The sequence below is a fragment of the Paracoccus onubensis genome (genome assembly GCF_003591515.1).
GTDB classification, from domain to species: Bacteria; Pseudomonadota; Alphaproteobacteria; order Rhodobacterales; family Rhodobacteraceae; genus Paracoccus; species Paracoccus onubensis.
Window position 1 is genome coordinate 123453 of record NZ_QZCG01000007.1, and the last position, 24695, is coordinate 148147.

Below are 24695 nucleotides of genomic sequence, written 5' to 3' on the forward strand. Positions count from 1 at the left end.
TTGTGCTTATATAATGACTTTGCCGCCGTTTCGTGCCCGGATCGGCGGCAGGTGGGTCGCGCTTTATCGTAGAAACCGGAATAATGCTGACGCCCTGGGAAAGATGCGGGCAATCACGCAGTATAGAGGGCACGACAATTCTTATCGATCATCACGAAAAGCGCGCGCTTCCACTGCAGGCACTGATGACCCCGCCGCAGCTGGTCTTCGAGCCCAGATAGGCGACGGGCTTTCCATCGGATAATGCTCCGGATTTTCCTTCCACGATGACGCCGCCACAGGCGCATTTATCCCCGACCCGGGCGATGGGACGGCCGTTGACGGTGCTGCTGCCACCTTCGACGATCGTGTTCTGTCCGTGAATGGGGCAGGAATGCTGGTCCCCCACGCATGCAACGATCATTTCTGTTCCTCGTCGAATTTCGCGCATTCCTCGCAGAGCGGCAAACCCTCACGCGCGGCCATCTGCAGGGTCGGAACCTGCGCGCCGCCCGACCCTCCCATGATGACATTGCCTTTCAGCCAGATCGTCGGCGCCTCGAGCGTGATGCCAGAGGCGTCGATGGTGATCTTGCCGCCGGGGCCTTTGATCTGCATCGTCTGATAGGCCATCAGCGTGTGCCGCTTCGTATTGTTCGTGATCGAGTCGCCCACATCCAGGGTGTAGCGTCCGAAAACCTCGCCCTCGAAATTGCGGCCGGCCTCATACAGGTGATCGGCATAGATCGTCTGCTTGTGCACATTACCGACCCTGTGGATATGGTCCTTGCCGTAATCCTCCTGCTGGTTGCGGGCGACCGTATAATACATGTCGTTCCCGATATTTTCGCGGTGGTCGTTCCCGACGCTGATCGTCTTGTCATGTCCGATGGATTCCGACTGGTCATTGCCAACCGTCTTGCTGCGGTCGTGGCCGATCGAGTGGCTCTCATCGTTCTCGATGATCGTGTTATGGTCCTTCTGCGCATGCATGAAGACCTCTTCCCGGTCTTTTTCGTCCTCGAACCGGAATTCGTTGTAACCGCTGCCCTGATGGGTATCTGATTTGAAGGTGCTGACGGTCTTGTTGGCGGGCAGGTCATAGGGAACCCTGTTCTTGCCATTATAGACGCAGCCCGTCACCAGCGGCTTGTCGGGATCGCCCTCAAGGAATTCGACGACGACCTCCATGCCGATGCGCGGGATCACCATCCCGCCCCAGCCATTGCCTGCCCAGTTCTGGCTGACCCGGCAACGCATCGAATAGGCCCGGTCCAGATCCCAGTGGAACTTCACCAGAATTCGCCCGAATTCGTCACAGTCGATCTCGCCCTCGCCAACGACTTCGGCCGTTTGCGGGCCGTAGACGCGCGCGATATCGGTGCGTTTCGGCGGCACCATTGGCGCGGTGTCCGGCATCAGCACCCAGGAACCGGAATAGCTGTAACCGTCGCTGTCCCGGCCGCCCGAGCCATAGGCTTCGCTGACGAAACTATGCGTGGCGGACAGGCAGATATAGGTCTCTCCGTGACCCGGTACCTTGTCCCCGCCCAGCTTGACCCGCAATCCCGATGCCAGACTTACGCAGTCGCCTACGGCCCGGTTGCGGCGGTCCCCGCCACGCTCCTGCGTGGTGCGCATCCGCGTCAGGATCTTGCCCGGAGCCTCGGCAAGATAATCTCCGGGATAGTCGAAACTTTCGATCTGACCCTGAGCATATGCGGCGTCGCCCTGATGGGCAGTCTCCATCTTCTGGGTGGGCATCTTGAAATTATAATCGGTCTGCCGGATCGCACCCGTGGTCACATTGCGCTCGGGCGCCCATTCCCAGAAATGCTCCTGATCATATTGGTGATGCCCGTCGAACCGCTTGAAGGGCCGCTCGCCGATTTCGGCGAGGTTCAATTCGTCATCGGTGATCACCAATGAGTGGCTGCCCTTGCCGTGGCGGAAATAGAAGCTGATCCCGAAACGCTCCAGCAGACGCCGGGCGAATTGAAGGTCGGATTCGCGGTATTGAACAGTGTATTCAAGTTCCGGATATTGATTGCTCAGCTTGATCTCAAGATGAGGATCGCCCAGGCCGGCATAATCGTCCAGTAATTCCTGCAGGATCTGATCCACGGTCTTGCGATGGAAGATCCGCTGGTTGCGCCGCTTGCCCGCAAGCCAGAACCAGGGCCGCAGGGTCAGGTCGTAACGGTGCCCGTTCTCACCCACGCCAGCCCAGCGGGCGCTGGTTACGATTCCGTCGAATGGTTTCACGGATTGATGCGCCTCGACCTCGACGGTGGCATGGGTGCCGATCAATGCGTCGAAATCCAGATCGTCGCGCGTGGCCAGCGCTTCGACGCGATATTCGAACAATTCGTTAAGATAATCCGTACCGTCAAAACGCAGGAGAACCAAAACATCTTCGCCAAGTTCAGTGGAAAGGCGGCCAAGACGTTCGAACTGTTTAAAAGGGGCGTTCATCAGCGTTTCCTCTTGCAATCCCGGACCAAGCTAAACTGGATTGTTCGGTGAATAGGGATGGTACAGCCTAGATTGAAGCATCACAATAATAAGAACGCATCGGATCAGGGAAAACTGCCTCATTTTTGCTGTGGAATCCCGGAATTCCGGGCATGCATCCACTTGGTGCCTTCCGGAGCGGATGCTGGAGGGCGTACCGTCAGCAAAGCATCGCGCTTCCGAAACGCGATATTGCCACCGGATCGGTTTGCCGTACAGGTGGCGGCCTGCGCGATGATTTCACCCGAGAGTTTTTACACGGCAGCTGACAGGGGATATCATCGAGCGATGTCTAAATAACCACAATGCGTTGATCGGGCTGAACGCAATCGAAGCCTTCACAAGCGGGATTTACCACATAATGCTGTCGTCTACAGGTTAGATACAGCAGAAAAATGCGGCGCTTTTAAGCGACACTCGATGCAAATAGATTGGTCCTGGAATGCAGGGCGGTTCATGACGATTATGGCAAAGCGACGGAGTAATGGTAAGCTGCGGAACGGGACAAGACGGTTCGGAAAAGGCGGATCTGATGCGGGTCGATGATTTCGATGCACAGGCCAGGCCGATCACTCCATAGGACCGCGCGCTTCTGCATGAATTCACCGTGGGCGTCTTCTGGCGGCATCGGGCGCATGATCTGGATGTTTTCATCTCGCTGGGCGAAGGCTATCCGGCCATTGACGAGATCGATCGTCCCCTGGGCTCCGCCATGTATTTTACCGCGGGCGAGGATCTCGCGATGTTGGGTATGATGGTTGCCGCGCCGGAATCGACGCCCGGATAAGACCCAGATCATGGTTATCGATAACCGATGAAATACAGCGGGCCTTATGTGCGTCCTGACAAAAGAATGTTCGCATATATACAAGAATTTCGGAGATATCGTGTTAGTGTTCTATCTCTTGAAGGGGGGATTCATGGCTTCTCTGGAGGGATGAATTGAGATGGGGAGTGCAAACAACAACTATGCTCTGGCGGAAAATCGCAACGCGTGGCGTCAGGCGGTATCCCAAGCCTATTTCTCGCTGGATGTCGAGCCGCATGACAAGGAGCATTTCAGCGGCAGCATGAGCCGCTGGCGGCTTGGAAGTGTCGAACTTTCAAGGATTCATTGCGATGGGCTGATCTACCGGCGGCATGATCGTCACCTGCTTGAAGAAACCGAGAGCTCGTTGCTGATCGCGGTTCCCGAGGACGATACCATCAGCTTCGAGCAATGCGACAGGCGTTCGGTATGCCGTCCCGGCGGGTTTCTGGTCGAACGCAGCGATGCGCCTTATGAATACTGGCATACGAAACGCAACCGGCAATGGGTTCTGAAGGTCCCGACCGCCCATCTGCGCGCAAGGCTGGGCAGGTCGGAACGGTTGGGCGGTCTGACATTCGACGGACGAACGGGCATTGCGTCCTTCTTCGTGTCCAGCCTGCATACGGTCATCCGTCATATCGACCTGATTGACGATGTGGCGCGTGGCGCGGCCGGAACGAATCTGACCGAATTGCTGGGTCTGGCGATCATGGATGATCAGCGGGTCCTGACCAGCAGCCTGTCATCCGTGCGCGCGGCGCATTTGTCGCGTGCGGAAAACTTTATTCGCGAGAATCTCAAGGATATGGAGCTGAGCCCGGGAAAGGTGGCGGAAGGTTGCGGCATTTCCCTGCGTTATCTGCAACGGCTGTTCCAGGAATCCGATCAATCGATACAGGGTTATATCCGTGAAAGGCGGCTGAACCGCTGCAACGAGGAACTGCGTTCACTTCAGTCGAGCCGAAGCATCTCGGATATCGCCTATGATTGGGGCTTCTCGGATCAGGCGCAGTTCTCGAAATATTACCGCGCGAAATTTGGCGAAACCGCATCCGAAACTCGCAGGGAGGCGATGACGGCCATCCGCGAGATCTAGTGCCGGCCGAACCCGGCGCTTCGAAAGATTCCAGAAACTGACCGGGGCCCAACGGGTCCGCTATTCGCCGGGGCATATCCCGGCGGTCGGGAAATCATGTCCGGATTCCAAGGAGGGAATTGAATGAAGAATACACGAGTAGCAGTCGATGTGGGCGGTACATTCACCGACATCTGCATCATGGACGAGGACACGGGCGCGATCCGCATCGAGAAGATCGCTTCGACGCCAGACGATCCCATGCGCGCGGTTATGGACGGGATCGAGGTCGGCCAGATCGATCTTGGCGGCGTGTCGATGTTTTCCCATGGTACGACGGTGGCGACCAATGCACTGATTACCCGCAACCTGCCACGAAGCGCGATGATCTGCACAGAAGGCTTCCGGGATGTGGTGGAAATCCGCAGAGCCAACAAGGAGGATCTCTGGGATACCTACAAGGACGTCGCCAAACCCTATATCCCACGCAAGGACCGGCTGACCGTTCGCGAGCGTATCGACGCCGAGGGCCGCATCATCGAACCGCTCGACGAGGCCGGGGCGCGGCGCGTGGGGGAAATATTAAAGAAGCGCGATATCAAATCCGTCGCGATCTGCTTCATGAATTCCTACGTTAATTCCGAAAACGAACGGCGCATGCGGGATATCCTCAGAGAGATTATGCCGGATGTGACGATCTCCATCTCGGCTGAAATCATGCCGGAAATATTCGAGCATGAACGGTTTTCAACGACCATGGTGAATGCGGTCGTATCGCCGGTGGTGGTGGATTATGTCTCACGCCTGAGCGACCGGCTGACGGCCGAGGGATACACGCGCGATCTGCTGCTATTGCATTCCGGCGGCGGAGTGATGACCCCGCATGCTGTGCGCGATTTCGCGGCGCGTCTTGCCGGGTCGGGAATTGCGGCGGGCGCCATCGCCAGCCGGTTCATCGGCAATCTTTGCGGTTATCCGAACGCTATCGGCTTCGACATGGGCGGAACCTCGACGGATGTTTCCGTCAGTTATCAGGGGGAATCGCGGATCACCAAGGACTGGTATATCGAATATGGTTTTCCGATCCGGTTTCCCTCGATCGAGGTTCTGACCATCGGTGCGGGCGGCGGCTCGCTTGCCTGGCGCGATGAGGGCGGATCGCTTCGCAACGGTCCGCAATCCGCAGGCGCATATCCCGGCCCGGCCTGCTACCGGAACGGCAACGACGTCGCGACGAATACCGATGCCAATCTGGTGCTTGGCCGGCTGGGAACGACGCTGGCCGGTGGCAAGCTGACGCTGGACCCCGCGCTGGCCGAAGCAGCGGTCAGGGCAACGGTTGCCGAACCGTTCGGCATGGAACTGCACGAGGCGGCCGAGGCGATCATCCGCGTGGCGAATGCCAATATGGCGAATGCCGTGCGGCTGTTGTCCATTTCGCGCGGCTACGATCCGCGCGACTTCGCGCTTTGCGCCTTTGGCGGGGCGGGCGCGTTGCATGGTGCGGCGGTGGCGAAAGAGCTTTCGATCCCAACGGTGATCGTTCCGCTCAATCCCGGTGTGACCTCGGCTCTTGGCTGCCTGCTGGTCGATATCCAGCATGATTTTTCCGACAGCTTCATGAAGCAGGCCGCCGAGACGCGGCCCGAAGAGCTTGAAGCCGCCTTCCGGCGGATAGAGGACGAGGCGATGGCCCAGCTTGGGCATGAGGGGGTCGCCGAAAACGACATGATCCTGAGCCGTACCGTCGAGATGATGTATAAGGGCCAGTGGCGCTCGCTTCAGGTTCCGGCACCGGCTCAAATCACCGATATCGATCAATTGGTGGAGGAGTTCCACGCCCATCACGAACGCGAATACAATTATGCGCGCGCGGATGCCGAGGTGTCGCTGTTTCGGGTGGCGGTGAAGGCGGTCGGCCTTGTCCCCAAGGCCGAACTTCGGAAACATCCTGTGGAACAGCACCTGCCCGAACCTGCCGACAAGCGTCAGGTCTGGTTCGAGAACGAGGGGCATGAAACCGCGATCTATCAACGTGACGACCTGAAAGCCGGAGCGATGATCGCCGGTCCGGCCATCGTCGAGCAATTCGATGCGACCACCGTCATTCCACCCGGCATGTCCGCCGAGGTCGACGAGTATTTCAACATCCGCATCAATACACAAAGCTGAGTAATGGATATGAAAACGCAAGATACGGGCAGCCTCGACCCGGTGACTTTCGAGGTTCTGAAAAACTCCTTCATCACCTCGGTTGACCTGATGGCCGAGCAGATGCTGCGCACCTGCTATTCCTTCGTGATCTATAACCGCGATTTTTCGAACGCACTGCATGACGCCGAAGGCAATTCGGTTGCGCAAGGCAATCAGGATATCGCCGTTCATGTCGGAACGCTGCATTTCACCTGCAAGGATGTCATCCGGGTCTTTTCCGGCAAAATGCTGCCCGGCGATGTCTACGCCATCAACGATCCCTATGCGGGCGGTACGCATTTCTCGGATGTCCGGCTTGTGCGCCCGATCTTCGACGATGACGATCTGATCGGCTTTTCGCAGTCGAACGGTCATTGGTCGGATCTGGGTGGCTCGGTGCCGGGGTCATTCGACGTTTCTGCCCGGGACATGTTCCGCGAGGCGGTCAGGATCACGCCGGTCCGTCTGTTTCGCGCGGGCGAATTCTGTCATGACGTTGCCGAGATGATCGCGCAGAACACGCGCGACCCGGCCTCGATCATCGGCGATATCCACTCGCAGGCTGGCGCGACCGCCGTGGCCGAACGCGAGATCCTGCGCCTCGTCCGGAAATACGGCAAGGATCAGGTTCTTCAGGGCATGGGCGCGGTGCAGGATTATGTTGAGAAATCCGTCCGCAGTCGAATCGCCGCGCTGCCGGATGGCGAATGGGAGACAGTGGATTACATAGATCGCGATCCGGCAAAGGGCGAGGGAATGATCCCGATCAGGATCCGGATGACGATCAAGGGCGACCGGATCACGTATGATTTCGAGGGCAGCCACCCGACCATCTCGTCCATCTACAACTCCGCGCCCGGCGCCACTTTTTCGGCGGTTGTGGCGGGAATGAAGACCTTCTTCCCCGATCTTCCGCTGAACTCGGGTTTTTACCGCATGATCGATATCAAGGCGCCCGAGAACAGCGTGGTCAGTGCCGCATGGCCGGTGGCGGTCACGGGCTTCCTGATGCCCTTCGAGAAGATCATGAATGCGATCTTCGAGATGTGGTCGCAGATCATGCCTGAGAAATCGATCGCCTGCGCGTTCAATCTTGAATATCTGCTTGCCGGTGGCCGCGACCTCCGTTCCCCGGACAAGCCGATCTTCATGTTCTATGAATGGCTGCCGGGCGGCTGGGGAGGCCGGAACGGCAAGGACGGTTCGGATGTGACAACCGCCTGTTTCGGGACCGGCCTCATGTCTCAGCCCAACGAGGGGAATGAGCGGGTCAATCCCACGAGGACCGTCGAATTCCAGATCCTGCGCGACAGTGCCGGGCCCGGGAAATGGCGCGGAGGGGCAGGGGTCCAGAAAACCTCGATCCTGCTGGAAAGCGAGCATGCCGTGATGTCCTATATCTGCGACCGCGAAAGAGCTGTCGTCTGGGGTATCGAGGGCGGTTTGCCATCGATGCCGCACGGTCTCTCGATCCGCCGGAGCGGTGAGAAGGAAGCGAAATGGCTGGGCTCGGTCTTTTCCGATTACCCGGTTTATACAGGCGACGAATTCGCCAGGCCGACGGCCGGAGGCGGGGGGTATGGCGATCCGCTGGAACGCGATCCGCAGGCGGTCTGTGATGACGTGGCCAGCGATTACGTTTCCATTGAAAGGGCGGCCAAGGATTACGGTGTTGTCGTCACCGAAATCGACGCGGATCTTTGCGAATTCGAGATCGATCTGCCTGCAACCGGGAAGTTGCGGGACGAGATCCGGGCGGAACGCAAGAACTGGGCGCGGATGCCGGCAAAGGAGGTCGCCGCGCTTTATCGGAAAGGCGAGATCGACAGTCTCGACGCGGTGCGGCGCTACGCCACGATCCTGGATTGGGAGACGGGCGAACTGCTTGAAAAAACCACCGCGCAATTCAGGGAAAGCTTCGAGCGCCGGACCGTCAGCCACTGGGCATAGCGGATCTGAGCGCCGCAACAGGGAGAAAAAAATGGCTGGAACAATAAAAATGACGGAAGATGAACAGCAAGGGCTGGAATATTCCGACCAGCCCGTTCCGCCCGATCAGCGTATGGCGCGCCTGCCATTGACCATGGCATGGTGGTCGGTCTGCTCGGCGATGTTCTATCTGGTCGTGGCGGCGACGCTGGCGCTTGCCTATGGATCGGTCAATGCGATCATCGGAATGGTGCTGTCGGTGATTACCTTCGCGGCGGTCAATGCGGTTCTGTCTCGCCACGCCATCAGGACGGGGCTATCGGTTTCGCTGTTCTCGCGAATCCTGCTGGGCCGGACCGGGGCAGCCATCGCAACGCTGATCTTCTTTGCCACCGCCATCTATTACGCGGTGTTCGAAGGCTCGGTCATTGCGCTGGCCCTGAACAGCTATACGGGCATGTCCTATATGCTGGCTGCACTGATCGTCGTGATCTATTCGGTTGTGCTGATCTTCGGTTCGATCCAGAACTGGCTGGACAAGTTCAATGGCGTCCTGCTTCCTTTCTATCTGCTGGGTTTGCTGGCGGCCGTGATTCTGGCCGTTTCCACCCATGGCTATTCCGACGCATGGCTGAAACTTGGCCCCGAGGGCGGGTCGCCGGAAAATGGTTGGCTGAACTGCTTCACCGCCTATATGGGCATCTGGATCCTGATGATGTTCACCTATGATTTCGCGCGGTTCGGCAAGCAGGAGGACGCGGATTATCACGGTAACATCAATTTCGGCGCGCCGTTCTATCTGGTCACCTTCCTGTTGAACGGCCTGGTCGGGATCTTCCTTGCCGCAAGCCTGCCGACCGAGGGTGGCGTGACCGAGATTTCCGTGGTTCTGGCATTGATTCAATTGATGGGACTTGCCGGTCTGGCCTTCGTGTGGATTTCGCAAACACGCATCAATACGGCGAATTATTATCTTGCGGCAGTCAATATGGAGAGCTTTGCGGAAACGGTGTTTCGCATCAAGTTGCCAAAGATGGTCTGGGCCTGCGTGGTCGGTGCGATCACATATGTGCTGATGCTGGCCGATGTGTTCGCCTATATCCTGCAGGCACTGGCATATCAGGGGATCTTCGTGGTGGCCTGGGTTGCCATCGCCCTGACCCATATCCTGCAGATAGAGCGATCAGCCAGTGATCCCGGCAGCTTTTCGCTGGAGAATTCCGCTGCCGTCAATCCTGCCGGGCTCGGGGCATGGCTGTTCGCGGCATTTGTCGGGCTTGTGATGCATTTCGCGGGTGATGCGATCGCGGTCTATTCGGCTCCTGCTACTTTCGTGGTGGCGGCGCTAGCCTATATGATCCTGAACCGCTCAACCGCGAACTGAACCGGGATCACATTGCGGAGAATGGGCTGGTTTGCCTCGACTGCCGGTGGTTGAAACGGCCCGGGCGATGGCCGGGCTGTTGATGGGGCGTTAGCTATCCGAGAGGGCTGATCTTCGGGGCGATGTCGCTGATGCGTTTACCCTCCCGGGCGGTTTGACAAACCGCTGTCGGACGGTGAACGCGTTATACGCGGCACGCGCGTTCAATGGCGGCGACGTCGATCTTTTTCATCTCCATCATCGCCTCGAACGCCCGCTTCGCCCCGTCGCCTCCGGCGGCAAGGGCCTCCATCAGTATTCGCGGGGTGATCTGCCAGGAGATGCCCCATTTGTCCCGGCACCAGCCGCAGGCGCTTTCTTCACCACCATTTCCGACAATGGCGTTCCAGTAGCGATCGGTCTCTTCCTGGTCTTCGGTCGATACCTGAAAGGAAAACGCCTCGCTATGCTTGAACGTCGTGCCGCCATTCAGCCCAAGGCAGGGTATGCCGAGGACGGTGAAATCGACCGTGAGGACGTCGCCTGCCTTGCCCGAGGGATAGTCGCTTGGCGCAAGATGAACGCCGGTCACTTCGCTGTCGGGGAAGGTTTCGGCATAAAAACGGGCGGCGGCCTCGGCATCGGTGTCGTACCAGAGACAAATCGTGTTCTTGGCGATGGTCATCTGACTTCCTCCTCATCCTGAAGGGATTGCACAGCCGTCAGGCTGCTTTTGCCGAATCGAACAGCGGCTCGAATCCCGCCCACATCATCCGCATTCCGTCGAACGGTATATCGGATATGTCCATGTCGTCCATGTCATCCATCTCGGCCTCCATCGTTTTCGATGCGGCGTCGCAGGTGGCACGGTCGGGCCAGGCCGTCCAGCTGAACATCGGCACTTCGCCCTTTTCGGCCTTTGTCGCCCGGTAGAAATCCGTGACCTTGCCGCTGGGCACGTCTTCTCCCCAGTTTTCGATCATGCCGATTGCGCCGCCCTTCTCGGAGATCTTCCAGCCTTTATCGGCCATTTCGGCATAGAGCGTCTTGTTCTTTTCCGGAACGGCCAGCAAGAAGCCCTGATAATATCCTGCGCCGTTGCGTGTTCCGGCGTCGTAGATCGGGGCAAAGCCGCCGAAGATCATGCGGCTGCCGTCAAAGGGCATTTCCGGCAGATCCTTCATCGCCGGGTCGTCCTGCATCCTTTGCCAGGAGGCATCCGCAGTCGCCTTGTCCGGCCATTCGATCCAGGAGAAAGCGATGGTCTCGTCTTCGCCGGCATTTACCGCGCCATAGAAATCGGTAACCTTCCCCCGGGGCACATCCACGCCCCAGGTCTCGACCATGCGTGTGGCGCCGTAGGATTTGAACAGCTTCCAGGCTGCCGCGACATGGGCTGCGTATTTGTCCTTGTTGGCGGTCGGCACTGCGGCGACCATACCTGTGAAGTAAGTCATGTCATTTCACCTTTCCGCTGGTTTTTCGCGGGCGATTCCCGCTTGCGGTTTCAGTGTGTCACTGATAGTATGAAAAAACAACTATAAGTATTAAAATATGACTGAATTTGTGAAAGAACCACGCATCCGCTATGATGAAGGCTGTCTGGCAGCCCATGCGCTGAACCTGATCGGTGACCGCTGGGCGCTGCTGGTCGTGCGTGAACTCATGTTTGGGCCGAAACGGTTCCAGATGATCCGGGCCGGTCTGCCGGGTATCACGGCGAGCGTATTGACCGGTCGTCTGGTACAGCTTGCGCAAGCGGGAGTGATTGCTCACGACGAACGGCTTGGCGTTTATTCGCTTACCGGGATTGGGTATGGCTTGCTTCCGGTCCTTGAAGCGCTCTGCCGTTGGGCGCTGACTGTGCCGGGCCATGATGTGTCGCGCTTCATCAGCCCCTCGGCTTTGATGATCTCAATGGGGGTCAATTTGAGTCCTGTCCTTGCGCAAGGGCGAGAGGCGCTGGCGGGATTCGACTTCGGAAACGAAGCATTCGAGATGCGATTGGCCGCAGGAAGGCTGCAGACGACCGCGGTCAGCAGGCCCGACGCGCCCTTTGTGCTTCGGGGGAATGGAAACACGGTGGCGGCGGCGGTCTATGGCACGACCCCTCTGCCGGCATTGATGTCCCAGGGTATGGTCGAGACCGAAGGTGATACCAGTGCGGCCGAAGATTTCCTGTCGCTGTTCAGGCTCGAGCCACAGGCATGACCTTCAGACGGTTTCCCATATGCGCGAGAGCAGCGAGCGTTTCATTGCATCCGCAAAGCGCATGTTCTGCAAGCCAAAGGTGAAATCGGAGGCGCAGCCGTCCGGCTCGCAAATGCCGGTGATCAGATCATGGATTTCTATCACTTTCACGTCGAAATAACCCAGCCCGCCACCGCCAAAATCGAACGGAAAGAAGGTGGCAAATTTCGAAACCTGCGATCCCGCAAGCAAGGTCTTGAAGCCTCGGTTGCCTTTGTCCTCGCCGAACTGCGCGATCTTCAGCTCGTTGAAGCGCCCGCCATCCATGATGATCGTTCCTTTGGTGCCCGAAATTTCCCAATAGACGCCGAACATCTTACCTGCCGCGACACGGGCGCCTCGGTCGTGCCGCCGGCGGCAAGCCGGTCGTTGGCACCTGTTGGCTTTTGGAGGTGAGGCACGGCCGGATGATCCTTGTATAGCATCCCTGCGGGGCGGAAAGCATCGGTATATGCGTGCCCCATGAAGCTTGATCCAATCAAGCCGGTATCCTCTTCACGCGCGAAACCGTGCGGCTTTCGCCGCGGCGGGACCTGTTGCAATACATTATCATCTGATTGATGATTTACGTCATTCTTTGTGATGTGAGGCCATCATGTCCCGACGACCAACGATTGCCGATTTGGCCAGGGCCGCCGGAGTCAGCACCGCGACCGTTGATCGCGTATTGAACGGCCGCCAGAACGTGCGCGAGGAAACCGTACGCCGTGTCCATCAGGCAGCGGGAGAGATCGGGTATCACGGCGCGAATGTGATCCGGCAGCGGATGCTGGCCGATAAGGCCGAGCTGCGACTGGGGCTCTTGCTGCAAAAACCCCGGCATGCCTTCTATCAGGATGTGCAGGCGATTTTCGAAACGCAGGCGCGCGCTTGCACACAGCGCCGGATCGAGATCATGACGCGCTTCACCGAAACCGGTCAACCCGGAGAGATTTCGGATATACTTCGCGGTTTCAGGGGGCGTGTCCATGCGGTTGCGGCGACAGGGATAGATCATCATCTGGTCACTCAGGCTGTGCAGGAACTGCGTGGTGCCGGGGTGCCAGTCTATTCGCTTCTATCGGATTTTGCGCAGGGTGTGCGTGAAAATTATCTGGGGACAAATAATCTTAAGGTCGGTCGGATAGCGGGCTGGTTCATCGCCGGTCTGTCGAAACGGCCCGGCAAGGTTGCCCTGTTCATCGGCGGATCGCGCTACCATGGCCATGAATTGCGAGAGACGGGCTTTCGCAGCTTTTTCCGCCAGTCGGCACCGGCTTTTCAGTTATTGGATACGCAGATCAACCTCGAGACACGGCAATTGACCTATGAGGCGACGGTCAATCTGTTGTCCCGGCATGACGATCTTGTCGGGCTTTATTGTGCGGGCGGCGGCATGGAGGGCGCCATCGAGGCTGTACGAGAGTTGCGCAAACCCGGCGATATGGTGCTGATCGTCAACGAGCTGACGCCGGAATCGCGTGCGGGTTTGCAGGATCAGACGCTTAGTGTCGTGCTGTCGACACCGGTGCAGCAGATCGCAGATGATCTGATCGGGATGATCATCGCGGCCTCGGACAAGGGAATGGCAGAAACGCCCGGCCAGCGCTTCTTTCCTCCGCAGGTCTGGACACCGGAAAGCGAGTTCATGAGGTAATTACATCATCTGAATTTCATTTTGCATCACACATGATGTCTTTTGGCGACTCATTTTATTGACCGGCAAAACGGAATCAGAGATCGTAACGCCAGCGGCACGGGTAGGGAGGCTCTGCTGCAATCTGAAGGGAGCCGAACTGCTGCCACCGCTTTTGGCGGGGGATAGGCATATCCGCGTGGCGTTGACGGCGCATATGTTTCGCGTTTGGAGGAGACAATGAAAAGAATTATGCTTGCGACCGCTCTGGTCGCCGGGCTGGCCGGGACGGCATCGGCCGAGAATATCGGTGTCAGCATGGCGCTGTTCGACGACAATTTCCTGACCGTGCTGCGGAACGGTATCCGGGATATCGCCAAGGATATGGACGGGGTGGATGTCCAGATCGAGGATGCGCAGAACGATGTGGCCAAGCAGCTTAACCAGATCAACAACTTCATCGCCAGCGGCGTGGATGCGATCATCGTCAATCCGGTGGATACCTCGGCCACCCAGGCGATGACCAATGCAGCAGAAGCGGCTGGCGTGCCTCTGGTCTTCGTCAATCGCGAGCCGGTCAATGTCGATACGCTGCCGGACGGTCAGGCTTTCGTCGCTTCGGATGAGCGCGAATCCGGCACGCTGGAAACCATCGAGATTTGCGATCAGCTGGCCGCCGCCGGCAAGAGCGAGGCCAATGTCTATGTCATGATGGGCGAGCTTTCGAACCAGGCCGCCGTACAGCGTACCGCCGATATTCATGACGTGATCGATGCGGGCAAATGCGCGGTCACGCTGAATATCATCGACGAGCAGACAGCCAACTGGATGCGCGATGAGGCGCAGGATCTGATGACCAACTGGCTCACCGCGGGACAGCCTTTCGATGCGGTGATCTCGAATAATGACGAAATGGCGATTGGTGCGATTCAGGCCATGAAGGCATCGGGCATCAGCATGGATGACGTCGTCATTGGCGGCATCGATGCGACGCAGGACGCGCTGCTGGCCATGGCGGCAGGAGAGTTGGATGTCACCGTGTTTCAGGACGCCGCCGGGCAGGGTTCGGGCGCATTGGACGCGGCGCTGAAGCTCGCGCGTGGGGAAGAGGTGGAAAAGAAGGTCTATGTGCCTTTCCAACTCGTGACGTCCGAGAACATGTCCGAATTCACGCAGAGTAACTGAGGCGGGGCCTCGCATCCGGGCGGCGCGGGCGGTGCCGCCGGACAACCGTCAGGCGGGCTGAACCCCGCGAGAGAGGATCAATCATGCCAGATACGTCGCACGGCGTCGGCGGGCTGAGTTTTGAGCAGTCAAAACTTGGTCTTCCGGCGGAAGCAGGTGTCGCCATCGCACTTGCCTTGATCGTCGTCGTGTTCGAACTGCTCGGACGAATATTGATGAATGACAGTTTCCTGTTCAACACGCGCGAGAATGTTGATGCGATATTCAATATGGCGCGGCTCGAGATCATCATTCTGCAGGTTTCGATCATTGGGATCATCGCGCTTGGGGTGACTCAGGTCATCATTACCGGAGGCATCGACCTGTCATCAGGTTCCGTGGTCGGCATGACGGCGATGATCGCCATGAGCTTTGCTCAGGTGGGTGAGATCAACGGCCTGGAAAACACCCGTGCTGTCTTTTTTGACCGGGGCTGGGTGAATCTGCCGGTGATCGTTCCGGTGCTGGTCGGGCTGGCCTGCGGGCTGCTGGCGGGATTCATCAACGGGTTGTTGATTGCCTATACCCGAATCCCGCCCTTCATTGCGACGCTGGGGATGATGGTTTCGGCGCGCGGAGCGGCGAAATGGTGGACGGCCGGTCAGCCGGTGTCTTTCCCGACCGAAGGTTATGCCGCTATCGGGAAAGGCATGATGCCGGTGGTGATATTCGCGGTTCTGGCGATCCTGTTCCATCTGATCCTGAAATACACCGTCTACGGCAAGCACACCTATGCGATCGGCTCGAACGAGGCGGCGGCACGCATGTCCGGTATCAATGTCGCCCGTCACAAGGTTCTGGTCTACACGATCGCCGGGTTCCTGGCGGGCATCGCCGCCATCGTGCTGAGCGCAAAGAACCTGACCGCACAGGCCGGCATGGGGGTGATGTATGAACTGGACGCGATTGCCATGGCGGTCATCGGCGGCATTTCTCTGGCCGGTGGACGCGGGACGATACTGGGCACGGTTCTGGGCGCACTGATCTTTGGCGTCATCATATCGGGTTTCACCTTCCTGAGGCTGGATGCCTATTATCAGGAAATGGTCAAGGGCGCGATCATCGTCGGCGCCGTCGTGCTGGACCAGTGGCGTCAAAGCCGCGCGGCAGCAAGGTCCTGAGGAGGATATCATGTCAAGCGATCTGCAAACCAACATCCCGGGTGCCGAGGCCCCGCAACCGCAGGCCGATCCGGGCGAGGTGATCCTGCGCACCGAGGGTCTGACCAAGCATTATGGCGGTGTCCATGCCCTGATCGACTGCAATTTCGAGATCCGCAAGGGCGAGCATGTGGCGATCATGGGCGATAACGGGGCGGGCAAATCCACATTCGTCCGCCAGATCACCGCGGTCGAGCAGAAGACGGCGGGCAAAATCTGGTTCAACGGCGATTACGTCGAGTTCGAAGGACCGCTGGCCGCGCGTGAGGCCGGGATCGAGACGGTGTTCCAGACGCTTGCGCTGGCCGATCATCTTGACGTGCCCGACAACCTGTTCCTTGGGCGGGAAAAGCGGCTGTTCAATCTGGGGCCGTTCTCGATCCTGGATTACAAGGGCATGCGAGAGGCGACGAGGCGCGGGCTGGAGAAGACAGGGGTGAAAATCCCCAATATCCGCAATACCATCCAGAACATGTCCGGTGGTCAGCGGCAATGCGTGGCCATTGCCCGCACCGCGACCTTTCATTCCAGGCTGACCATCATGGACGAGCCGACGGCGGCGCTTGGCGTTCAGGAAACCGCGCAGGTGGAAAACATCATCCGGACTCTGAAAAAGGCGGGCGAGCCGTTGATCCTGATCAGCCATAACATGAGGCAGGTGATGGATCTGTGCGACCGTATCGTTGTCTGGCGGCGCGGTCGGATCTGCGCGAATCTTCAGAAAGAGGAAACCGATGGTGAAGATGTCGTCGCCTATATCACCGGTGCCAAGACGCAACCCGAATATGAGATCGCTGCCTGAGATCCGCCAACAGCAGGAGAGCATGATGCAGGTCTTGAAGAAAGCCTTTCCCGCGCCGGTCGTTTGTGATGCTGCGGGCTCCGCAATGACGGTGACAAACGCGGTGACCGCAATGTTCGGAACCCGTCCGAGCCTGTCACCTCCGATAATCTTGACAGCTATAACTGACCCGGTCGCGGGGTAATCCTCCGCGCCCAACCCGATCATGCGGAACTTGTGACTCGCCGGCGGATGCCCGGCGGCCTGTCCGCTGCACCAAAAGGCATGACCATGAAAATCGCCCTCGACCCTTTTATGCACCGCCATCTGAGCCTGGAGAAACTGCCCTCCAAGGTGGCAGAGCTTGGCTATGAATGGATCGAACTTAGCCCGCGCGGGGATTTCCTTGAATGGTTCAAGGCGCCGCGTGTGTTTCCTGACCGCATCAATGCCTTCAGAAAAGCCTTGAATGACGCCAATGTCGGTATCGCCAGCCTGTTGCCCATGTACCGCTGGGCCAGCAATGACGAGGAAGAGCGCAAGACCGCCGTCCGTCACTGGAGACGTGCCATCGAGATCGCCGTGGAACTGGGCGTCGATACGATGAACAGCGAGTTCGGCCGCGGCCCGCATCCCGACAAGGGCACCTGTTATTGCTGCCATACCGGCTCGATGATCGAGGCCTGCGAGGATGCGTGGTGGCGCTCGATCGAGGATCTGGTGCCGATCTTCGAGAAGGAAGGCATCAACCTGCATATCGAACCCCATCCCGAGGATTGGGTCGAGACGCTGCAACCCTCGGTGGATCTGATCCGCACGGTGAACTCGCCGCGCGTCAGGTTCCTCTATTGTACGCCGCATACCTTCTATTTCGGCGATGATACCGTGGCGATGCTGCGCGAATGCGCCGATGTTCTGGCCCATGTCCACATCGCCGACACCTTCAACCACAAGGCCAGCTCGGGTCTGCGTTATATCATCAATCCGCCGGGATCGTCGGCCCGTGTGCATCAGCATCTGAATATCGGGCAGGGCGAGGTGCCGTGGGACGACTTTTATCGCACGCTGGCAGAGATCGGTTTTGACGGGATCATGACCGCCTGCGTCTTCGCGTGGGAGGAAAAGGCCGACGAGTCGGGCAGGTTCATGCGTGGCGAGATGCAGCGCTATCTCGATCAATATTTCAAATGAGGCACAGGACATGACCGTCAGAATCGGCGTTATCGGAACAGGTATGATCGGCCGCGATCACACGCGGCGAATCCAGCAGGTGCTGGCCGGGGCCGAGGTGGTTGCCCTGAGCGACTACAATCCCGAGGCGGCGCGGGCCGTTCAGGCGGATCTCGCGCCCGGTGCGAAGGTCTATGAGAGAGGCGAGGATCTGGTCGCCGCCGGTGATGTGGACGCGGTATTGATCTGCTCGACCGGTTCGACGCATGAGCAATATGTGCTGGCGGCGATTGCCGCGGGCAAGCCGTGTTTCTGCGAAAAGCCGCTGGCGACGACAGCCGAAGGTGCGCTTCGCATCGTCGATGCCGAGGTTGCTCATGGCAGCCGCCTTGTTCAGGTTGGCTTCATGCGCCGCTATGATGCCGGGTATCGCATGCTCAAGCAGGCGGTCGACAGCGAGATTGGCGCCCCGCTGATGGTTCACGCCGCCCATCGGAATCCTTCCGTACCAGAGCAATATGTCACCCCGATGGCGATTCACGACACGCTGATCCACGAGATCGATGTGTTCCGGTGGTTGCTGGACGATGATTACATTTCGGCGCAGGTCGTCTTTCCACGCAAATCCGGTCATGCTCATGACAAGGTTGCCGATCCGCAGATCGTGCTTCTGGAGACGGCAAAAGGCGTCCGCATCGATGTCGAGATTTTCGTCAATTGCCGCTATGGCTACGACATCCAGTGCCAAGTGGTCGGAGAGGAGGGGCTGGCCAATCTGCCCGACCCGATGGCGGTCACCCTGCGTAGGGAGGCACGGCTGCAAAGCGGGATCATGACGGACTGGAAGGACCGCTTCATCGACAGTTACGATGTCGAGTTACATGATTTCATCATCGCTGCCGCGAAGGGAACAGCCGCCGGCCCGACTAGTTGGGATGGCTATGTCGCGGCGATTTCGTCGGATGCCTGCGTCGAGGCACAGCAGAAATCCGGTCAGATCGTTCCCATCTCTCTGCCGGACCGGCCGGCGCTTTACGACAGGGGCTGAACCATGCGTTTCGCGATCAATCATATTTCCGCGCCGAAACTGTCACTGGCCGGGTTTTTCGCCATGTGCCGCCGACTCGGGGTTTCCGAAGTCGAGATCCGCAACGACATTCCGGATGTTCCGGGAACCATGACCCCCGCCGCTGTCCGTGCCGAGGCTGCGGCACAGGGCATTACCATCCTGTCGATCAACGCATTATACCCGTTCAACCTGTGGGCGGGCGATCTTCCCGACCGCGCGCAGCGAATGGCCGATTACGCGGCGGAATGCGGTGCCAGGGCACTGGTCATGTGCCCGCTGAACGACGGAAACAAGGTGCCGCATTCCGAGGTGGTGCGGGCTCTGGATGCCATGAAAAGCATCCTGCATGAGCGGAAGCTGACCGGTCTGGTCGAGCCTCTGGGCTTTCCGGTCAGTTCATTGCGCAGCAAGGCCGAAGCTGTTGCTGCCATCACCGAGGCAGGCGCGGACGGCACCTATACGCTGATGCATGACACGTTCCATCACCATCTTGCCAAAGAAACCGGCCTCTTCCCGAACCGCACCGGACTCGTGCATATTTCCGGCGTGACCGATCCGGGTGTTCAGGTCGATGATATGCTGGATGCGCATCGTGTTCTGGTGGACGGGGGCGACCGGCTTGGGAATATCTCGCAGATCAGGGCGCTTCTGGCGGGAGGATATGACGGCCCGTTTTCATTCGAACCCTTCGCAGCAGAGGCGCACAACGCCGCAGATCCCGAAGCGGCGCTGCGTCAGAGCATGGATTTCATTCTGGCCGCTTTGGCCGATGAGGGGGCGGCATGAAAACGCTTGACGTTATCACAATTGGCCGGAGCTCGGTTGATTTATACGGTCAGCAGGTCGGCGGGCGGCTGGAGGATATGGGAAGTTTCGCCAAATATATCGGCGGGTCGCCGACCAACATCGCCTGCGGGACGGCTCGGCTGGGGTTGCGCTCGGCTGTGATTACCAGGGTCGGCGACGAGCATATGGGCCGGTTCATTCGCGAACAGCTTCAACGCGAGGGTGTGGATGTGCGGGGCGTGACGACCGATCCCGAGCGGCTGACCGCACTGGTGCTGCTGGGCATCCGCGACGAGGACAGTTTCCCGCTGATCTTCTATCGCGAGAACTGCGCCGATATGGCGCTGAGCGAAGATGATATCGATGAAGGTTTCATCGCCGAGGCACGCTCGGTGCTGGCGACGGGAACACATCTGTCCCATCCGCGAACCGAAGCGGCGGTGCTCAAGGCGCTGGAACTGGCGCGGAAATATGGCGCGAAAACGGCGCTGGATATCGACTACCGCCCGAATCTGTGGGGCGTGGCCGGGCATGACGAGGGCGAAAGCCGCTTTGTCGAAAGCGAAAAAGTCACGGCAAAGCTGCAATCGGTGCTGTACCTGTTCGACCTGATCGTCGGCACGGAAGAAGAATTCCACATCGCCGGCGGCACCTCCGATACGGTGGCGGCTTTGCGTGTGGTGCGCGGGGTCTCGGACGCTGTGCTGGTCTGCAAGCGCGGAGCGGCGGGGGCGGTGGCCTTCGAGGGCGCGATCCCCGACAGCCTGGATAAGGGCGAGAGCGGGCCGGGCTTTCCGATCGAGGTGTTCAACGTGCTGGGGGCGGGGGACGGCTTTTTCTCGGGGTTACTGAAAGGCTGGCTGGAGGGTTCCGACGACCAGACCGACTGGCCGACCGCGTTGCAATACGCCAATGCCTGCGGGGCCTTCGCGGTCAGTCGGCATGGTTGCACGCCCGCCTATCCATCGTTGACCGAACTGGAGTTTTTCCTCAAGCGCGGGGTGATCCGCCCCGATCTGCGCAATGACGCGGAACTGGAGCAGATCCACTGGGCCACCAATCGAAGCGGCGACTGGTCGAGCATGCGGGTCTTTGCGTTCGATCACCGGAAACAGCTTGAGGAAATGGACGGTTATACGCCCGGGAAGGGCGGGGCCTTCAAGGAGCTATGTCTGAAGGCGGCCCTGCGGGTGCAGGACGGGCAAAGAGGCTATGGCATCTTATGTGACACCCGGATCGGGAAACGGGCGCTGCAGGCGGCCTCTGGCACGGGGCTCTGGATAGGGCGGCCTTGTGAATGGCCCGGCTCGCGGCCTTTGACGCTGGAACCGGAACTGGGCGCGGATTGCGGCGGCTTGTCGGAATGGGCGCGCGAGAACGTGGTGAAGGTCCTGTGCTTCTGTCATCCCGATGACGATGCGGCGACCCGCGCGGATCAGGAATCGGTCGTCAGGCGATTGTTCACGGCGGCGCGGCGGAACGGGCTGGAATTCCTGCTGGAGATCATTCCGTCGAAGGTGGGTCCGGTGGATGACCAGACCACCGGGGTGCTGATCCGGCAGTTCTACGCCGCGGGCATCTATCCCGACTGGTGGAAGCTGGAGCCGCTGACGACCCGCGCGGCCTGGGCGAATGCGATTGCCGCAATCGAAGCACATGACCGGCACATGCGCGGCATCGTGGTGTTGGGGCTGGACGCGCCCGAGGCGGAACTTGCGGCAAGCTTCGAGGTGGCCGCCGGGTTCGATCTGGTGCGGGGCTTTGCCGTGGGCCGGACAATCTTCGGCGAGGTGGCGCGGGAGTGGCTGGCTGGCCGGGTAAGCGACGAGGATGCGGTGGCGCGGATGGCCAAGCGTTACCGGCGGTTATGCGGAATCTGGGACAGGGCGCGTGAAAAGGCGAGGCAGGCGGCGTGATCGTGGGGCAGGGGGAGGGGCGCTGCCCCTCTTGGCCTTTGGCCAATTCACCCCGAGGTATTTGGACAAAGAAGAAGGGGGCTTGAGATGAGGGAAACTGTTCGGCTGACCGCGGCTCAGGCCATGACGCGTTGGTTGTCAGAGCAGATGACCGGGGAGGGGGAGCGCTTCATCGAAGGCGTGTGGGCGATTTTCGGGCATGGCAATGTCGCAGGTCTGGGCGAGGCCCTGCACGGGATCGGGGATGCGTTGCCGACATGGCGCGGGCAGAACGAGCAGACCATGGCCCATGCCGCGATCGCCTATGCCAAGGGGCATGCGCGCCGGCGGGCGATGGCGGTCACGAGCTCCATCGGTCCGGGCGCGACGAATATGGTGACGGCAGCGGCACTGGCGCATGTGAACCGGCTGCCGGTGCTGTTTATCGCGGGCGATGTCTTCGCGAGCCGCAGGCCGGACCCGGTCTTGCAGCAGGTCGAGGATTTCGACGACGGTACCGTGAGCGCGAATGATTGTTTCCGGCCTGTGGTCCGTTATTTCGACCGCATCACCCGGCCCGAGCATCTGTTGACGGCGTTACCGCGTGCGCTGCGGGTGATGACCGACCCGGCCGATTGCGGGCCGGTCTGCCTGTCCTTCTGCCAGGATGTGCAGGCCGAGGCTTATGACTGGCCCGAAGCATTCTTTGCGCCGCGCATCTGGCGTATCCGTCGGTCTGAACCGGATGTGCAGGACCTGGAACTGGTTGCGGAGGCCATCCGGGCGGCGAAAGCTCCGGTAATCATTTGCGGCGGCGGGGTGATCTATTCCGGGGCGGAGGCGGTGCTGGCCAGTTTCGCCGAGTGTCACAATATCCCGGTGATCGAGACACAAGCGGGAAAATCGGCGCTCGGGCAGGCGCATGCGATGAATTACGGTGCAGTGGGTGTTGACGGCTCGGCGGCGGCGAACCGGGTGGCGGCAAAGACTGATCTGGTGATCGCGGTCGGGACGCGGTTGCAGGATTTCACCACCGGATCGCGGACCCTGTTCGGGGAGGCGAAGCTGGTCGGCATCAATGTGCAGCCCTATGATGCCGCCAAACATGGCGCGGTGAGCCTTGTCGCCGATGCGAAGGTTGCGCTGGAGAAGCTGACGGCGAAGCTGGGTGATTATCGCGCCGATGCCGCCGATCCGCAGGCGCGCGCCGATTGGCTGGCGGCGGTGGATGCGCATTGCGCCGCGCCCGCCGGGGGGAACGAGCTGCCGACGGATGCGCAGGTGATCGGAGCGGTACAGCGGGCTTCGACCCCGGCCAGCATTGCCATATGTGCCGCCGGAACCATGCCGGGGGCGCTCAAGCTGCTGTGGCAGCCGGCGCAGGGCGGCTATCACATGGAATATGGCTATAGCTGCATGGGCTATGAGATCGCGGGCGCCATGGGCCTGAAGCTGGCGCGCCCGGATCGCGAGGTACTGTGCTTTACCGGCGATGGCAGCTACATGATGGCCAATTCCGAACTTGCGACGGCGGTGATGCGGCGCATCCCCTTTACCGTGATCCTGACCGACAATCGCGGTTATGGGTGTATCAACAGGTTGCAGCGGGGCTGCGGCGGGGAAGAGTTCAACAATCTCTACAAGGATTGCAATGTCGCGGCGCAGCCGCAGATCGACTTTGTCGCCCATGCCGCCAGCATGGGCGCGCATGCGGTGAAGGCCGAGGGTATCCCCGATCTGGAGGCGCAGATCGCGGCGGCGCGGACCCGCGACATTCCGACCGTGATCGTGATCGACACCACTGCCGCGCCGGGGCCGGGCGACGGGCTGGAAGCGGCGGGTCATTGGTGGGATGTCGCCGTGCCGGAACTGGGCGGCAGCGAGAAGCTGAAACGGGCCTATGCCGAATATCTGGACCATGCCGCGCGACAAAATCTTGTGAATTGAGGGAAATGCGATGATTTTCTACGGCACCAACCCGATTGCCTGGTCGAATGACGACGACCACTCGATCGGCGATCATCTGAGCCTTGATGACTGCCTGTCCGATTGCCGCGAAATCGGCTTTGACGGGATCGAGAAGGGGCACAAGATGCCCTCGGAAGGCCTGGCGTTGAAAGCTGCGCTTGGCGATTACGGGTTGCGCTTTGTCGGAGGCTGGCATTCGACCAATATCCTTGCCGAGGGCGCGACGCTGGAAAGCGAGAAGGCGGCGATGGATGCGCATATCGCCATGTCGAAAGCGGCGGGGACGGATGTGCTGATCGTCTGTGAATGCTCGAACACCGTGCATGGGTGTCCGGACAGGCCCGTGAATGACCGGCCCGTGCTGTCGGACGAGGATTGGGACCGTTTCATGGAAGGGATCAATGCGCTTGCTGCTCATGCGAGCGTGCAGCGGATGCGGTTCTGCTATCATCATCATATGGGAAGCTGCGTGGAAAGCGGCGCCGATATCGATCGTTTCATGGCGGCGGCCGGGCCGGATACGCTGCTGTTGCTGGATACCGGGCATTGCCTGTTCGGTGGCGCGGAACCGGTGGCGGTGGCGCGGAAATATATGGATCGGGTGGGGCATATCCATTGCAAGAATATCCGCCGCCCCGTGATGGAGGAGGTCCGTGCCGATGGGCTGAGCTTTATCGAGGGGGTGAAGCGCGGCGCCTTCACCGTGCCCGGGGATCCCGAAGGCTGCGTTGCGTTCGAACCGGTGCTGAAGATCGCGGCAGAGCATGGCTATCAGGGCTGGCTGGTGATCGAGGCCGAGCAGGACAGCGCGGTCCGCGATCCTCTGCATTATCAACGCATGGGATATGAGGCGCTGCGCCGGATGGCCGTCGCGGCGGGACTCGACCGGAATGCCGCCGCGTGATCACGGGAC

Annotated in this window: 21 protein-coding genes; 16 read left to right on the plus strand and 5 right to left on the minus strand. The window is 59.7% G+C overall.

Annotation, left to right across the window (positions count from 1 at the left end; genetic code table 11):
• Positions 1–151 precede the first annotated feature (151 nt).
• Together D3P04_RS11530 and D3P04_RS11535 are read right to left on the minus strand one after the other, a co-directional pair.
• Positions 152–403 (minus strand): PAAR domain-containing protein, encoded by a 252-nt coding sequence (locus tag D3P04_RS11530; RefSeq protein WP_119748978.1) that lies wholly within the window; start codon positions 401–403, stop codon positions 152–154.
• Positions 400–2454 carry a type VI secretion system Vgr family protein gene (locus tag D3P04_RS11535; protein WP_119748980.1) on the minus strand — a complete coding sequence of 685 codons (2055 nt, stop codon included), beginning with the start codon at positions 2452–2454 and terminating at the stop codon, positions 400–402. Before D3P04_RS11535 ends, D3P04_RS11530 begins: the two co-directional genes overlap by 4 nt.
• 646 nt (positions 2455–3100) lie before the next feature.
• Between D3P04_RS11535 and D3P04_RS11540 the strand changes: the two genes are divergently transcribed.
• From D3P04_RS11540 to D3P04_RS11560, 5 genes are all read left to right on the plus strand, one after another.
• On the plus strand, positions 3101–3280 hold the full coding sequence (locus tag D3P04_RS11540; RefSeq protein WP_119748982.1) for a hypothetical protein: 180 nt from the start codon (positions 3101–3103) through the stop codon (positions 3278–3280).
• A 160-nt stretch (positions 3281–3440) separates the two neighbouring features.
• Complete coding sequence (locus D3P04_RS11545) at positions 3441–4400, plus strand: AraC-like ligand-binding domain-containing protein (protein WP_119748984.1); 960 nt, start codon at positions 3441–3443, stop codon at positions 4398–4400.
• Positions 4401–4523: 123 nt separating this feature from the next.
• Positions 4524–6551: a hydantoinase/oxoprolinase family protein gene (locus D3P04_RS11550; protein ID WP_119748986.1), complete on the plus strand. Its 2028-nt coding sequence runs from the start codon at positions 4524–4526 to the stop codon at positions 6549–6551.
• A gap of 9 nt (positions 6552–6560) precedes the next feature.
• Positions 6561–8522: a hydantoinase B/oxoprolinase family protein gene (locus D3P04_RS11555; protein WP_182912821.1), complete on the plus strand. Its 1962-nt coding sequence runs from the start codon at positions 6561–6563 to the stop codon at positions 8520–8522.
• A 31-nt stretch (positions 8523–8553) separates the two neighbouring features.
• Complete coding sequence (locus D3P04_RS11560; protein ID WP_119748990.1) at positions 8554–9885, plus strand: purine-cytosine permease family protein; 1332 nt, start codon at positions 8554–8556, stop codon at positions 9883–9885.
• Between the two features lie 184 nt (positions 9886–10069).
• Here the strand turns inward: D3P04_RS11560 and D3P04_RS11565 are convergent, their stop codons facing one another.
• Together D3P04_RS11565 and D3P04_RS11570 are read right to left on the minus strand one after the other, a co-directional pair.
• Positions 10070–10549 carry a VOC family protein gene (locus D3P04_RS11565; RefSeq protein ID WP_220475315.1) on the minus strand — a complete coding sequence of 160 codons (480 nt, stop codon included), beginning with the start codon at positions 10547–10549 and terminating at the stop codon, positions 10070–10072.
• A 37-nt stretch (positions 10550–10586) separates the two neighbouring features.
• Complete coding sequence (locus D3P04_RS11570) at positions 10587–11321, minus strand: DUF1428 domain-containing protein (RefSeq protein ID WP_119748992.1); 735 nt, start codon at positions 11319–11321, stop codon at positions 10587–10589.
• Positions 11322–11418: 97 nt separating this feature from the next.
• On the opposite strand from D3P04_RS11570, the gene D3P04_RS11575 reads away from it, so the two are divergent.
• Positions 11419–12075, plus strand: a complete 657-nt coding sequence (locus D3P04_RS11575; protein ID WP_119748994.1) for a winged helix-turn-helix transcriptional regulator — start codon at positions 11419–11421, stop codon at positions 12073–12075.
• 3 nt (positions 12076–12078) lie between these two features.
• Here the strand turns inward: D3P04_RS11575 and D3P04_RS11580 are convergent, their stop codons facing one another.
• Positions 12079–12429: a hypothetical protein gene (locus D3P04_RS11580; RefSeq protein ID WP_119748996.1), complete on the minus strand. Its 351-nt coding sequence runs from the start codon at positions 12427–12429 to the stop codon at positions 12079–12081.
• Positions 12430–12709: 280 nt separating this feature from the next.
• Between D3P04_RS11580 and D3P04_RS11585 the strand changes: the two genes are divergently transcribed.
• The 10 genes from D3P04_RS11585 (at position 12710) to iolE (ending at position 24686) form a co-directional block, all read left to right on the plus strand.
• On the plus strand, positions 12710–13750 hold the full coding sequence (locus D3P04_RS11585) for a LacI family DNA-binding transcriptional regulator (RefSeq protein WP_119748997.1): 1041 nt from the start codon (positions 12710–12712) through the stop codon (positions 13748–13750).
• A 219-nt stretch (positions 13751–13969) separates the two neighbouring features.
• Complete coding sequence (locus D3P04_RS11590) at positions 13970–14914, plus strand: sugar ABC transporter substrate-binding protein (protein WP_119748999.1); 945 nt, start codon at positions 13970–13972, stop codon at positions 14912–14914.
• 83 nt (positions 14915–14997) lie between these two features.
• Positions 14998–16074, plus strand: a complete 1077-nt coding sequence (locus D3P04_RS11595) for an ABC transporter permease (RefSeq protein ID WP_119749001.1) — start codon at positions 14998–15000, stop codon at positions 16072–16074.
• A 10-nt stretch (positions 16075–16084) separates the two neighbouring features.
• A complete protein-coding gene (locus tag D3P04_RS11600) occupies positions 16085–16915 on the plus strand; it encodes an ATP-binding cassette domain-containing protein (RefSeq protein ID WP_119749003.1) in 831 nt (276 codons plus the stop codon).
• A 270-nt stretch (positions 16916–17185) separates the two neighbouring features.
• A complete protein-coding gene (locus tag D3P04_RS11610) occupies positions 17186–18085 on the plus strand; it encodes a sugar phosphate isomerase/epimerase family protein (RefSeq protein ID WP_119749235.1) in 900 nt (299 codons plus the stop codon).
• A gap of 10 nt (positions 18086–18095) precedes the next feature.
• Positions 18096–19112 (plus strand): Gfo/Idh/MocA family protein, encoded by a 1017-nt coding sequence (locus D3P04_RS11615; RefSeq protein ID WP_119749007.1) that lies wholly within the window; start codon positions 18096–18098, stop codon positions 19110–19112.
• 3 nt (positions 19113–19115) lie between these two features.
• On the plus strand, positions 19116–19919 hold the full coding sequence (locus D3P04_RS11620) for a TIM barrel protein (protein ID WP_119749009.1): 804 nt from the start codon (positions 19116–19118) through the stop codon (positions 19917–19919).
• Positions 19916–21835 (plus strand): bifunctional 5-dehydro-2-deoxygluconokinase/5-dehydro-2-deoxyphosphogluconate aldolase, encoded by a 1920-nt coding sequence (locus tag D3P04_RS11625; RefSeq protein ID WP_119749011.1) that lies wholly within the window; start codon positions 19916–19918, stop codon positions 21833–21835. Before D3P04_RS11620 ends, D3P04_RS11625 begins: the two co-directional genes overlap by 4 nt.
• Before the next feature lie 87 nt (positions 21836–21922).
• A complete protein-coding gene (gene iolD, locus D3P04_RS11630) occupies positions 21923–23761 on the plus strand; it encodes a 3D-(3,5/4)-trihydroxycyclohexane-1,2-dione acylhydrolase (decyclizing) (RefSeq protein WP_119749013.1) in 1839 nt (612 codons plus the stop codon).
• 10 nt (positions 23762–23771) lie between these two features.
• Positions 23772–24686 (plus strand): myo-inosose-2 dehydratase, encoded by a 915-nt coding sequence (gene iolE / locus D3P04_RS11635; protein WP_119749015.1) that lies wholly within the window; start codon positions 23772–23774, stop codon positions 24684–24686.
• Positions 24687–24695: the final 9 nt, after the last annotated feature.

Excerpts from the sequence above, each read along its gene's own strand:
- D3P04_RS11530 (WP_119748978.1), bottom strand. The coding sequence starts at position 403 with ATGATCGTTGCATGCGTGGGGGACCAGCATTCCTGCCCCATTCACGGA.
- D3P04_RS11535 (WP_119748980.1), bottom strand. The coding sequence starts at position 2,454 with ATGAACGCCCCTTTTAAACAGTTCGAACGTCTTGGCCGCCTTTCCACT.
- D3P04_RS11545 (WP_119748984.1), top strand. The coding sequence starts at position 3,441 with ATGGGGAGTGCAAACAACAACTATGCTCTGGCGGAAAATCGCAACGCG.
- D3P04_RS11550 (WP_119748986.1), top strand. The coding sequence starts at position 4,524 with ATGAAGAATACACGAGTAGCAGTCGATGTGGGCGGTACATTCACCGAC.
- D3P04_RS11555 (WP_182912821.1), top strand. The coding sequence starts at position 6,561 with ATGAAAACGCAAGATACGGGCAGCCTCGACCCGGTGACTTTCGAGGTT.
- D3P04_RS11560 (WP_119748990.1), top strand. The coding sequence starts at position 8,554 with ATGGCTGGAACAATAAAAATGACGGAAGATGAACAGCAAGGGCTGGAA.
- D3P04_RS11565 (WP_220475315.1), bottom strand. The coding sequence starts at position 10,549 with ATGACCATCGCCAAGAACACGATTTGTCTCTGGTACGACACCGATGCC.
- D3P04_RS11570 (WP_119748992.1), bottom strand. The coding sequence starts at position 11,321 with ATGACTTACTTCACAGGTATGGTCGCCGCAGTGCCGACCGCCAACAAG.
- D3P04_RS11575 (WP_119748994.1), top strand. The coding sequence starts at position 11,419 with ATGACTGAATTTGTGAAAGAACCACGCATCCGCTATGATGAAGGCTGT.
- D3P04_RS11580 (WP_119748996.1), bottom strand. The coding sequence starts at position 12,429 with ATGTTCGGCGTCTATTGGGAAATTTCGGGCACCAAAGGAACGATCATC.
- D3P04_RS11585 (WP_119748997.1), top strand. The coding sequence starts at position 12,710 with ATGTCCCGACGACCAACGATTGCCGATTTGGCCAGGGCCGCCGGAGTC.
- D3P04_RS11590 (WP_119748999.1), top strand. The coding sequence starts at position 13,970 with ATGAAAAGAATTATGCTTGCGACCGCTCTGGTCGCCGGGCTGGCCGGG.
- D3P04_RS11595 (WP_119749001.1), top strand. The coding sequence starts at position 14,998 with ATGCCAGATACGTCGCACGGCGTCGGCGGGCTGAGTTTTGAGCAGTCA.
- D3P04_RS11600 (WP_119749003.1), top strand. The coding sequence starts at position 16,085 with ATGTCAAGCGATCTGCAAACCAACATCCCGGGTGCCGAGGCCCCGCAA.
- D3P04_RS11610 (WP_119749235.1), top strand. The coding sequence starts at position 17,186 with ATGAAAATCGCCCTCGACCCTTTTATGCACCGCCATCTGAGCCTGGAG.
- D3P04_RS11615 (WP_119749007.1), top strand. The coding sequence starts at position 18,096 with ATGACCGTCAGAATCGGCGTTATCGGAACAGGTATGATCGGCCGCGAT.
- D3P04_RS11620 (WP_119749009.1), top strand. The coding sequence starts at position 19,116 with ATGCGTTTCGCGATCAATCATATTTCCGCGCCGAAACTGTCACTGGCC.
- D3P04_RS11625 (WP_119749011.1), top strand. The coding sequence starts at position 19,916 with ATGAAAACGCTTGACGTTATCACAATTGGCCGGAGCTCGGTTGATTTA.
- iolD (WP_119749013.1), top strand. The coding sequence starts at position 21,923 with ATGAGGGAAACTGTTCGGCTGACCGCGGCTCAGGCCATGACGCGTTGG.
- iolE (WP_119749015.1), top strand. The coding sequence starts at position 23,772 with ATGATTTTCTACGGCACCAACCCGATTGCCTGGTCGAATGACGACGAC.